This window comes from Mycetocola sp. BIGb0189, assembly GCF_024810155.1.
GTDB classification, from domain to species: Bacteria; Actinomycetota; Actinomycetes; order Actinomycetales; family Microbacteriaceae; genus Mycetocola; species Mycetocola lacteus.
In genome coordinates this window covers 42821-55264 of sequence record NZ_JANUED010000009.1, presented here as the reverse complement: position 1 = coordinate 55264, position 12444 = coordinate 42821, and the positions used below count along the sequence as shown (strand labels likewise).

Here is a 12444-nt window from a genome sequence, read left to right as displayed (position 1 = left end):
CACGGAGTGGGATTCACGAACATCCAACTTACGACGAGAAAGCAGCACTATCGTGACGCGCACTTACTCCCCGAAGGCCAGTGAAATCCAGCGTGACTGGGTCATCATTGACGCCAACGACATCGTTCTGGGCCGCCTGGCCAGCCACGCAGCAAGCATCCTGCGCGGCAAGAACAAGGCAACCTTCACCCCCCACCTGGACATGGGTGACTTTGTCATCATCATCAACGCCGACAAGGTAGCCCTGACCGGCCAGAAGGCCGCTCAGAAGCGCGCCTACCGCCACTCGGGCTTCCCGGGTGGACTCAAGTCGGTCGGCTACGCCGAGCTGCTCGAGAAGAACCCGGTTCGCGCCGTGGAGAAGGCCATCCGTGGCATGCTCCCCAAGACCAGCCTGGGCCGTGCCCAGCTGCGCAAGCTGAAGGTCTACGAGGGTGCCGAGCACCCCCACGCCGCACAGCAGCCCAAGCCGTACACCCTCACCCAGGTCGCGCAGTAAGCGCCGAGTCAGACTTAAAGGACATAAACGTGGCGAACATCGCAGAAACCACCGAGCAGGCTCCGGAGAGCTACTCGACCGAAACCCCCGCCGCCGAGGCTGTTAAGCCGGCGCGCGTTGTCTCCGTTCCCGGCGCAGCCGTGGGTCGTCGCAAGCAGGCCATCGCCCGCGTGCGCATCGTCCCGGGTACCGGTGTTATCACCGTCAACGGTCGCGAACTGGCTGACTACTTCCCCAACAAGCTGCACCAGCAGCTGATCAACGACCCCTTCACCGTCCTGGAGCTGAACGGCTCCTACGACGTGATCGCCCGTATCTCGGGTGGTGGCCCCTCGGGTCAGGCCGGTGCACTGCGTCTGGGCATCGCCCGTTCGCTGAACCAGGTTGACGAAGAGAACAACCGCGCCACCCTGAAGAAGGCCGGCTTCCTGACCCGCGATGCTCGCATCAAGGAGCGCAAGAAGGCTGGACTCAAGAAGGCACGTAAGGCTTCGCAGTTCTCGAAGCGCTAAGCGCCCGAATCCCCTTATGGCTGGCCTGTTTGGAACAGACGGCGTTCGCGGCCTCGCGAACGGCCTGTTGACGGCAGACCTGGCCCTCGGCCTCGCTCAAGCTACCGCATCGGTGCTTGGGCGGGGCCGTAGTGCTGAGGTCCGTCAAGCCGCCGGAAAGCGTCCGGTGGCAGTCCTTGCGCGTGACCCGCGTGTCTCCGGGGAGTTCCTCGGTGCCGCGGTGGCCGCCGGACTCGCCTCCAGCGGCGTGGACGTGCTGGATGCGGGCGTGATTCCCACCCCCGCCGCCGCCTTCCTGATCGGAAACATCGACGCCGACTTCGGCGTGATGATCTCCGCCTCCCACAACCCCGCCCCGGATAACGGGATTAAGATTTTCGCCCGCGGTGGCACCAAGCTGCCCGACGAGGTCGAAGAGCGGATCGAGGCGGCACTCGCCTCGGATCACCTGCTGCCCACCGGCGGAAACGTGGGTCGGATTAGTCGTTTTGCCGACGCCGAGGATCGGTATGTGGTGCACCTGCTGCAGTCGCTGCCGAACCGCCTGGACGGGATCCACGTGGTCCTGGACTGCGCCCACGGTGCGGCCGCCGGTGTGTCTCCGGAGACCTTCCGCGATGCCGGAGCGACCGTGACCATCATCGGTAACGACCCCGACGGTGTGAACATCAACGACGGCGTGGGCTCAACCCACCTCGACGTCCTGCAGCGCGCGGTGCTGGAGCACGGTGCCGACGTGGGCATCGCCCACGATGGTGACGCCGACCGGTGCCTCGCGGTGGATGCCGCCGGCAACATCATCGACGGTGACCAGATCATGGCGATTCTCGCCGTTTCGCTCAAGGAGCGCGGGCTGCTGACCGAGGACACCCTGGTGGCCACGGTCATGAGCAACCTGGGCCTGAAGATCGCGATGGCCGAGCACGGCATCACCGTCCTGGAGACCAAGGTGGGCGACCGCTATGTGCTCGAGGCGATGAACGAGGGTGGTTACGCCCTCGGTGGTGAGCAGTCCGGCCACGTCATCATGAGCGAGCACGCGACCACCGGTGATGGCATCCTGACCGGCCTGCAGCTGCTGGCCGAGATGGCCCGTACCGGCAAGAGCATTGCCGAGCTGGCCGCCGTCATGACCGTGTATCCGCAGATCCTGGTCAACGTCTCCGGCGTTGACCGCGACCGCCTGGGCCACGACGCCGTCCTCGACGAGGCCATTGCCGCGGCCGAGGCCGAGCTGGGTGACACCGGCCGGGTACTGCTGCGTCCCAGCGGAACCGAGCCTCTGGTGCGCGTGATGGTGGAGGCTGCCGATCAGCACACCGCCGACACGCTGGCACACCGTCTCGCCGATATTGTTCGGGAGCGTTTGGCTATCGCCTAGTCGCCTTATTCGCAGACCCCCGTTTCCGCATGGAAACGGGGGTTTTGTGTTTCTATGCGGGGGCTATGTCCACACAAAGGGGGACATTTCAGGACGTCTGTAATTGAAATATCGCCTGGTCAGACGTAATTTTTCGGACACAATGGTGCGCTACTCTATCGGTGCGAAGCCTCTTCGCCATGACCCTAGAGGAGCCTCAGTGAAACTTTCCCCCTCGGCGGTGCGCGCGCTGGGCCTCGGCCTGGTGCCGACGCTCACGCTGGCCGGCGTGCTGATTGCCAGCCCCGCGCTTGCCGCCCCCGCCCCGCATCCCTCACCCGCGGCACCGCTGGCGCGTGTGCAGGCCGAAACCCCTGCCCCGCCGGCCGACGGTATCCGGGTGGGCAGCGGCTCGGTGGCCGCCACGCCCCCGCCCGAGGTGGGTCAGGGGGTGCAGGACACCCTGCACCAAAAGCTGTGGATCGACAAGTCGCTGGACGGCACCCCGATCCCCACCAACGCGTGGTGGACCGACCTGGTGGTCTCCAAGTACTCGGGGGATCTGTGGGCCAACCCGCTGGTGGTCTCCAATAGTGCCGATGGTGCGCTGGTGAGCTCCCCGCGCAGCTGGAACAAGGACGGCACCACGATGCAGCTCGGCGAGGGTGTGCGCGTGGGGGGACGGGTTGCCCCGCAGCCCGATCCCAGCGACACCGTGCTAGCGGACTTCGAGCACGGACTGCCGCAGGGATGGACCGCCACCGGTTCGGCCTTCGCCGGCACATCCACGGGCACCGGCAAGGGACAGAGCGCCGTGTCCGGCTGGCTGGGCAAGGGCTTCCTGAACAGCTTCACCGATGCCGACGGCGACGGGGCAACCGGTTCGGTGCGTTCCGAGGACTTCACGATCGATCGCAACGCCCTGGTGGCCAAGATCGGCGGCGGAAACCACCCCGGCAAGACCGAGCTGCGCGTGGTGGTGGGCGATCAGACCGTGGCCTCGGTCACCGGCGACAACAGCGAGAACCTCACCTGGAAGACCCTGGACCTGACCCCCTGGGCGGGCCAGACCGCCCACCTGGAAATTGTGGATGAGCTGACCGCCGGATGGGCCCACATCATGGTGGACCAGATCATGCTCACCAATAAGACCGATGGGCTTGAGGACCGGTTCGGATCGGCGTTCAAGGCCGACGATGCGGTGGCCACCGGCTGGGGCGACTGGAACGTGAACTGGCGGCTGGAAAATGCCCAGGGGCCCGCGCACATCAACGTGAGCGCCGCCCGCGGTGTGCCCTACACCTGGTTCCAGTTTGACCACGTGACCCCGCAGCTGAGCGTCGCCAAGGACGCCAAGTTTGTGGACGCCGACGGAAACGACCTGAGCTTCCCGGTCACCACCGACCGCTTTGAGATCATCCAGAACGGTGCCAAGTTTGGTGTGCACGCCCCGGCGAAGACCACCTTCGACCGGGTGGGCGATCAGATCCTGGCGAGCGAGGGCGTGGATCACCTGGTGATCAGCGCGGTCCCCGATAACGGGTTTGACCTCAACACCCTGCAGAAGTACGCCTTCGCCCGGGTCACCGGATCCAAGATGACCTACGTCAACAACACCCAGACCGGCATGATCGAGCAGAACTGGGCGCTCACCACCGAGCCGCTCGAGGGCACGGGCACCGACACCATCCAGGGCTGGCTCCCGCACCAGTATCGCGAGGCCGACCGGTTCGACCCCAAGCTGACCGGGACCACCTACGCCACCCCGCGCGGGGAGATGCGCATCAGCATCGGCCACGATAACTGGACCATGGCCTATGCCTTCGACGGAATGACCCCGGTCGCCGGCACCCCCGAATCCCTGCCCGATGCCCCCAAGGGCACCGACTACTCGCATGACGTCATGGCCAAGTTCCTCAGCGACTATGCGGCCAAAACCACCTACGGTAACGACACCTACTGGGGTGGGAAGGACCTGATCCAGCTGGGTGAGTACATGCTCGCCGCCAAGCAGCTGGGCGAAACCGACTCATATAACAAGCTCAAGTCCACGCTGCGCACGGCGATGACCGACTGGTTCACCTACACCAAGGGCGAGTCCAGCCACTTCTTCGCGCGCTATGACAGCTGGAAGGCCCTGATCGGGTTTAGCGAGTCCTACGGCTCCTCGCAGTTCACCGACAACCACTTCCACTACGGGTACTTCACCGCCGCCGCGGCAATGCTGGCGATCGAGGATCCCGAGTGGGCCAAGGGCTACGGCGGGGTCGCGACCCTGGTGGCCCAGCAGTACGGCAACTGGGACCGCGCGTCCAAGGACTACCCCTACCTGCGCACCTTCGACACCTGGAGCGGACACTCCTACGCGGGCGGATTCTCCTCCCCGGGCGGCAACAACCAGGAGTCCAGCTCCGAGGCGATCCAGTCCTGGGCGGGCCTGTACCTGCTGGGCGTGGCCCTGGGTAACACTCAGATGCGTGACGCCGGGGCGATGGGCTATGTGACCGAGCGCGCCTCGGTGCGCGAGTACTGGCTCAACGTGGGCGGCGCGCTGCCGGCCTCCTACCAGCACTCGACCACCGGAATTCTCTTCGACAGCGGACAGGCGTTTGCCACCTACTTCTCCGGGGACCCCGCCTGGATCTACGGTATCCAGTGGATGCCCACCGCACCGTGGATGAACTACCTGGGTTGGGACCGCAAGGCCGCAACCAAGCAGCTTGATGACATGTTCGCCCTGCGCCCCGATAACCTGGGCGGTGAGGGGGTGCGCGCCGGCAATAAGGCGGGCATCCAAACCTTCGCCAAACAGTGGTGGGGGATCGGGACCTACGGGGATATCAAGATCACCGAGGACCGCAAGTCGGCGATCGAGGTGCTCAAGAACATCGTCCGCGACAGCGAGAAGAATAACCCGGGCTATACCACCCGGAAGGTGCCCGAGAACCCGCTGTACAACGCGGACACCGATTCGCTGATCATCTCGATCGCCCAGGACGGCAGCGTCGTCTTCCCGGACCAGTACTGGACCCCGGACACCCTGCCCGCCTCGCTCATCCCCACCAAGTACGACGGCGCGATGGTGGATGGTGACCCGGCAAACTGGTCGCCGGCCAGCCCGCTGCTGCCCTATTTCTCGGTGAACTACACCCCGAACCTCGTTGTGATCAACTCGCTGTACGGGATCAAGATCGACGGGTACACCCCGGGTCGGGACACCGCCGCCGCGGCGCGCGTGATCTCGGGCATGGGTGACGCCCTCGGCCAGGTGGTGCTGGGCGAGATGGCTCAGTCGCACCCGGACATCTACGCCGACATCTTTGCCGAGCTCACGCGCACCAAGGATCCGATGATCTCGGCCGTGTCGATGGCCGGCATGGTCTACTACAACGCGATGGCCAACCGCGGGCTCGGCGTCGAAACCCGGGACCGCCGGGTGGGGGCCGACCTCGCCCAGGTGTATAAGAACGACGCCGGCGAGTACAGCTACGTGGTGAACAACATCACCGACCAGCAGCAGCGCTACCCGGTGTATCAGGGGACCGAGCGCATCGGCTGGATCGATGTGCCCGCCCACACCCAGGTCACCCACCACCTGGACTCGCACCTGGCGAAGATCACGCTGAGCGCGACCCCGGATGCCACCACGATCACGCCCGGTTCCACCCTGGCGCTGAGCGCGACCGGAACCGACCAGTACGGCGCCACCGTGGAGATTCCGAACCTGGGATGGAGCGTGGACCGCGGCGGCAAGATCGGTGCGGACGGCGTCTTCCACGCCGAAACCAAGACCGACAAGGCCACCATCACCGCCACCTCCGGTGACATCAGCGCCACCCGCAGCGTGCGGGTGGGGGATGCGCCGGCGCTCACCTCGGTGGCGATCACCCCCGGTCCCGTGCGGATCGCTCCCAACGCCCCGGTGACCTTTGCCGCCGCCGGTGTGGACCAGTACGGTGATCCGTTTGCCCTGCCCGGTGCGGTGACCTGGAGCACCAGTGCGACCGGCGCGATCACCACCGACGGCGTGCTCACCGCCACGGCCCCGGGCTCGGGGCTGGTGCGTGCGAGCGTGACCACCGCGGCCGGGGAGATCCGCGGATCCACCGTGGTCGCCGTGAGCGATCCGAGCGTGAACGTGGCGCTCGGAGCGACCGTGAGCGCGACCTCGGAGGACGGACCCAACCTGGCCAAGTATGCGGTGGACGGCGATCCCGGAACCCGCTGGGACAGCGTCCACGGGAGCGACGACCAGTCGATTACCCTGGACCTCGGCGCCAACTATGACCTCTCCGGTGCCCATATCGTCTGGGAGGCCGCGGCCGCCGCGAGCTACCAGATCGAGACGGCCACGAGCGAGAAGGGACCGTTCACCCCGGTCCTCACCGTGGCCAAGAATAACGCCGATCCCGATTCCCTGACCCTGAACACCACCGCCCGCTACGTCCGCATGCACGGACTCAAGCGCCTGGGGGACTACGGATACTCGATCTATGAGTTCCAGGTGTTTGGAACCCGGTCGGTGGATGCGATCACCCCCACCGCGCAGTACCTGCTGCCGGAAACCGCGACCGTGGCCCCGGGTGCCCGGGTGCCGCTGAGCGCCTTCGCCTACGATGCGACCGGCGCCGGCGGGCAGGTGACCGACACGCTGCCGACCCTGAGCGGACCGGGCTCGATCGAACGGGACAAGAAGGGGAACCCGGTGTATGTGGCCGGGGACGCCGGTACCGCGACGATCACGCTGACCCGGGGTGGGCTGACCTCCACCGCGACCGTCACCGTTGCCGGTCAGGATGCCCCCACCGGTCCGGTGACCGAGCTCTCGCGGAACCACCCGGTCACCGTGTCGAGCACCGAGGACGGCCCCTGGGATGCCAAGCATGCGGTGGACGATGATCCCGGGTCGCGCTGGTCCAGCGGCTGGTCCGAGGGACAGTGGATCGTGGTGGATTTGGGGGCCGTGCACACCCTGGATCGGGCCGAACTGGTCTGGGAGCGTGCCTTTGCCCAGGAGTTCGAGATTCAGACGGCCATGACCCCGGATGGTCCCTGGACCACGGTCGCCCATCCGACTGACGGTGCCGAAGGGGGACAAAAGATTGCCCTCACCGGTGCCTCGGGACGCTACGTTCGAATCCTCTCGATCAAGCGTGGAACCGGCTACGGGATCTCGCTCTACGACCTGAAGATCTTCGGAAACGGGCCGGCAAGCTAGGCGCCGACCCGGCGAATTCGGGCGTTCCCGGGGGGAGAATTTCTCCCCCCGGGAACGCTCATTTTTTCTGCCCGGGTCCACTCGTTGGGGGACATTTGAGGACGCGTGTTTTGCTTACATTGTGCCTGATCCGAGGGACTTTACGTGCCCCGTTCGGGTCGCTAAGCTGGCTGCGCGATCCCCCTCGCCACCGACTTTGAGGAGTCCTTTGTGAAACTCTCCCGACCGCCGGTTCGCCGGTTGAGCCTGGGTGTCATCCCATTAGTGATATTTACCGGGGGGATCATCGCGTCCCCCGCCATCGCGGCCCCCGAGGGAAAGCCCGGCAGTGCTGCCGGCGCACTCCCGCGGATCGCCGCGGCGGCCCCCGCACCGCGAGCCGACGGCATTCCCGTCGGCTCGGGATCGATCGCCGCCACACCGCCGGCGTCGCTCGGTCAGGACGTGCAAAACACGCTGAACCAGAAGATCTGGATCGACCAGTCGCTCACCGGTACCCCGGTGCCCACCAACAGCTGGTGGAGCGACCTGGTGGTCTCGACCTACTCGGGCGACCTCTGGGCCGACCCGCTGGTTCTCTCCAACAGCGCCGAGGGAACCCTCGTGCGTGATCCGCGCAAGTGGAACGCCGACGGCACCGCAATGGTGCTCGCCGACGGCGTCCGCGTGGGTGGGCAGGTTGCCCCGCAGCCGGATGCCAGCGACCGCGTGCTCGCGGACTTCGAGGACGGTCTGCCCGCGGGCTGGACCGCAACCGGAACCGCCTTCGACAGGGTCTCCACCGGCACCTCGCCCGGGCAGAGCCCGGTCAGCGGCTGGCTCGGCAAGGGCTTCCTGAACAGCTTCACCGCCGAGGAGGGTGACGGCGCCACCGGGAGCCTGCGCTCCCCGGACTTCACCATCGACCGCAATGCCCTGGTCGCCAAGATCGGCGGCGGAAACCACCCGGGGCTCACCGAGTTGCGCGTTGTGGTGAACGGACAGAGCGTCGCCGCCGCGACCGGTGAGGACAGCGAAACCCTCAGCTGGAAGACCCTGGACCTCACCCCCTGGGTAGGTCAGAACGCCCACATCGAGATCGTCGATGAGCTGACCGCGGGCTGGGCACACCTGCTCGTGGACCACGTGATGCTCACCAATAAGCCCGACGGGCTGGATGACCGCTTCGGTACCGCTTTCCGCGCGGCCAACGCCGTGGCCACCGGCTGGGGTGACTGGAACGTGGACTGGCGGCTCGACCCCGCCGCGGGGCCCTCGAACATTGCCGTGAGCGCGGCACGCGGTGTGCCCTACACCTGGTTCCGTTTCAACCAGGTGACCCCCGAACTCACCGTCGGAGAAAACGCGACCTTCACCAAGGCCAATGGGGATGAACTGACCTTCCCGGCCACCACCGACCGTCTGGTCATCCGCCAGGGTGACTCGAAGATCGGTGTGCACGCCCCCGAGGGCACCACCTTCGAGCGCTCGGGCAACCGCCTGATCGCCAGCGTGGGGACCGGCTACCTGGTGCTCAGCGCGCTGCCGGATTCGGGCTTCGACCTGAACACCCTGCACCGCTACGCGTTCGCCCGGGTGACCGGCACCACCATGTCGTATCAGAACCACACCGACTCGGGCGAGGTGCGCCAGGACTGGGCCCTCACCACCGAGCCGCTGCAGGGAACCGAAACCTCGACCATCCAGGGATGGCTTCCGCACCAGTACCGCGAGGCTAAGCGCTTCGAGCCCACGCTGACCGGCACCACCTACAAGACCCCGCGTGGTGAGATGCGCACCAGCATCGGCCGCGATGGTTGGAAGATGGCATATACCTTCGAGGGCATGACTCCGATCACCGGGGCACCCGAATCGAAGCCCGGTGCCCCCGCGGGCACCGATTACGAGCACGCGGTGATGGCTAAGTTCCTGCGTGACTACGCCGCCAAGACCACCTACGGTAACGACACCTACTGGGGCGGCAAGGACGTCATCCAGCTGGGTGAGTACATGCTGGTGGCCAAGCAGCTCGGCGAAACCGCGTCCTATGAGGCCCTGCGCTCGACCCTGCGCACCGCGCTGAGCGACTGGTTTACCTACACCGAGGGCGAGGAGAGCCGCTTCTTCGCACGCTATGACACCTGGAAGGCGCTCGTGGGGTTCAGCGAGTCCTACGGGTCCTCGCAGTTCACCGACAACCACTTCCACTACGGGTACTTCACCGCCGCCGCGGCGATGCTGGCGATGGAGGATCCCGAGTGGGCCGCCGGCTACGGTGACGTGGCGACCCTGGTCGCCCAGCAGTACGGCAACTGGGACCGCAGCAGCCAGGACTACCCCTACCTGCGCACCTTTGACACCTGGAGCGGGTTCTCCTACGCGGGCGGATTCTCCTCCCCGGGTGGAAACAACCAGGAGTCCAGCTCCGAGGCGATCCAATCCTGGGCGGGTCTCTACCTGCTCGGCGTGGCCCTGGGCAACCAGGAAATGCGCGACACCGGCGCAATGGGTTACGTCACCGAACGTGCGGCAATCCGTGAGTACTGGCTGAACACCGGGGGCGTGTTCCCCGAGCAGTACAAGTACTCCACCTCGGGCATCGTGTTCGACAGCGGCCAGGCCTTTGCGACCTACTTCTCGGGCGACCCCGCCTGGATCTACGGTATTCAGTGGCTGCCCACCGCGCCGTGGCTGAACTACCTCGGCTGGGACCGGACCGCGGCCACCAAGCTGCTGGACGACATGTTTGCGCTGCGCCCCGACAACATCGGCGGCGAGGGCACCAAGGCCGGCAATAAGGCCGGGATCCAGACCTTCGCCAAGCAGTGGTGGGGGATCGGAACCTACGGCGACATCAAGATCACCGAGGACCGTGAATCCGCGGTCAACGTGCTCAAGAACATCGTCCGGGATAGCGAGAAGCACAACCCCGGCTACACCACCCGCAAGGTTGCGGCCAACCCGCTGTTTGACCCGGCGACCAACTCGCTGCTGATCTCGGTGGACGCGGCTGGCACCGTGGTCTTCCCGGACGAGCACTGGACCCCGGCTACCCTGCCGGCAAAGCTCATCCCGCACCAGTACACCGGTGCGATGGTGGATGCCGACCCGGCAACCTGGAACCCGGTCAGCCCGCTGCTGGCGTACTTCTCGACCGACTTCCAGGCAAACCAGGACGCGATCGATTCGCTCTATCGGATCAAGGTTGCCGGCTACACCCCGGGCCGAGACACCGCAGCTGCCGCCGCCGTGATTTCGGGCATGGGCGACGCTCTCGGACAGGTTGTGCTGGGCCAGATGGCTCAGTCTCACCCCGAGGTGTACGCGGACATCTTCGCCGAGCTGCGCCGCACCAACGACCCGATGGTTTCGGCCGTCTCGATGGCCGGCATGGTCTATTACAACGCGATGGCTAACCGGAACCTCGGCATCGAGTCCCGCGATCACCGCGTCGGGGCAGACCTCGCCCAGGTGTACAAGAACCCGGACACCGGGGTGTACAGCTACGTGGTTACCAACCCCACCGACACTCAGCAGCGCTACCCCGCCTACAACGGGAACACCCGCATCGGCTGGATCGACGTGCCCGCACACAGCCAGGTAACCCACCGTCTGGATGCCAAGCTCAAGCGGATCGAACTGGTTGCCACCCCGGATGCCACCACGATCACCCCCGGTTCCACGCTCGCGCTGAGCGCGGTCGGGTATGACCAGTACGGGGCAACCGTAGATATTCCGAATCTGGAATGGAGTGCGAACCGCGGCGGAAACATCGGTGCTGATGGTGTCTTCCACGCGACCACCGCGACCGAGAAGGCGACCATCACCGCGAGCTCCGGCTCGGTCAAGGCCACCCGCGATGTGCGGGTGGGCGAGGCCCCGGTGCTGACCTCGCTGCGGGTAACCCCGGGACCGGTGCGGATCGCACCGAACAGCCCGGTCACCTTCAGCGCCGCCGGACTGGACCAGTACGGTGACGCGTTTGCCCTGGCCGATGCGGTGACCTGGAGCACCACGGTTCCCGGATCCATCACCGCCGCCGGTGTGCTGACCGCAACCGCGACCGGTTCCGGCCTGGTGCGCGCCAGCGCCCAGAGCGGCGGCGCAACGCTCGCCGGTTCGGCGGTGGTTGCGGTGAGCGATCCGAGCATCGATATCGCTCGCGGCGTGAGTGTGAGCGCAACCTCGCAGGGGGCCGAACACGTGGCCGCCCACGTGGTGGATGGCAACCCGGCCACCCGCTGGGAGAGCACCCACGGACTGGATGATCAGAGCATCACCCTGGATCTGGGTGCGAGCTACGATCTCTCCGGCGTGAAAATCACCTGGGAGGCCGCCGCGGCCGCCCGCTACCGACTGGAGATTGCCCAGAGCGAGAACGGTCCGTTCGAGCCGCTGATCACGGTCTCCAAGTCGACCGCCGCCCCGGACGAGCTGACCCTCACCGGAACCGGACGCTACCTGCGCCTGCAGGGGATTGAGCGTCTGCTGCCCTACGGATACTCGATCCACAACTTCGAGGTATTCGGAACCCGTTCGGCCCAGGCGATCACGCCGAGCGCGCTGTACCTGCTGCCGGAATCCTCGGTGGTGAGTACCGGACGCGAGATTCCGCTGACGGTGTTCGGGTACGACGCGGCCGGTGCCGGTGGTGCGCTGTCGGGCATCACGCCGACGCTGAGCGGACCGGGCGAGATCCGCACCGGTGCCCAGGGCACCCCGGTGTTTGTGGCCCAGGCCCCGGGTGAGGCGACCATCACGGTCACCCACGCGGGCCAGACCGCGACCGCCACGGTGCTCGTGCGCTAGCTCTGCGGGAGCCGAAGGCTCCACCCAACTCCACACACCCCGGGGATGCCGATGCATCCCCGGGGTG

5 protein-coding genes are annotated in these 12444 nt (G+C 66.4%); all 5 read left to right on the top strand.

All coding sequences use genetic code 11. The annotated features are described in order from the left end of the window. Window positions 1-52 precede the first annotated feature (52 nt). The 5 genes from rplM (at window position 53) to M2390_RS13925 (ending at window position 12377) form a co-directional block, all read left to right on the top strand. Window positions 53-499: a 50S ribosomal protein L13 gene (gene rplM / locus M2390_RS13945; protein ID WP_030148022.1), complete on the top strand. Its 447-nt coding sequence runs from the start codon at window positions 53-55 to the stop codon at window positions 497-499. Window positions 500-528: 29 nt separating this feature from the next. After that, window positions 529-1011 (top strand): 30S ribosomal protein S9, encoded by a 483-nt coding sequence (gene rpsI, locus M2390_RS13940; RefSeq protein WP_081863944.1) that lies wholly within the window; start codon window positions 529-531, stop codon window positions 1009-1011. A gap of 16 nt (window positions 1012-1027) precedes the next feature. Further along, window positions 1028-2392, top strand: coding sequence for a phosphoglucosamine mutase (gene glmM, locus M2390_RS13935; protein WP_259179622.1), 1365 nt, complete (start codon window positions 1028-1030; stop codon window positions 2390-2392). 199 nt (window positions 2393-2591) lie between these two features. After that, window positions 2592-7589: a glycosyl hydrolase gene (locus M2390_RS13930; RefSeq protein ID WP_259179620.1), complete on the top strand. Its 4998-nt coding sequence runs from the start codon at window positions 2592-2594 to the stop codon at window positions 7587-7589. 210 nt (window positions 7590-7799) lie between these two features. Further along, window positions 7800-12377, top strand: coding sequence for a glycosyl hydrolase (locus M2390_RS13925; RefSeq protein ID WP_259179619.1), 4578 nt, complete (start codon window positions 7800-7802; stop codon window positions 12375-12377). Window positions 12378-12444: the final 67 nt, after the last annotated feature.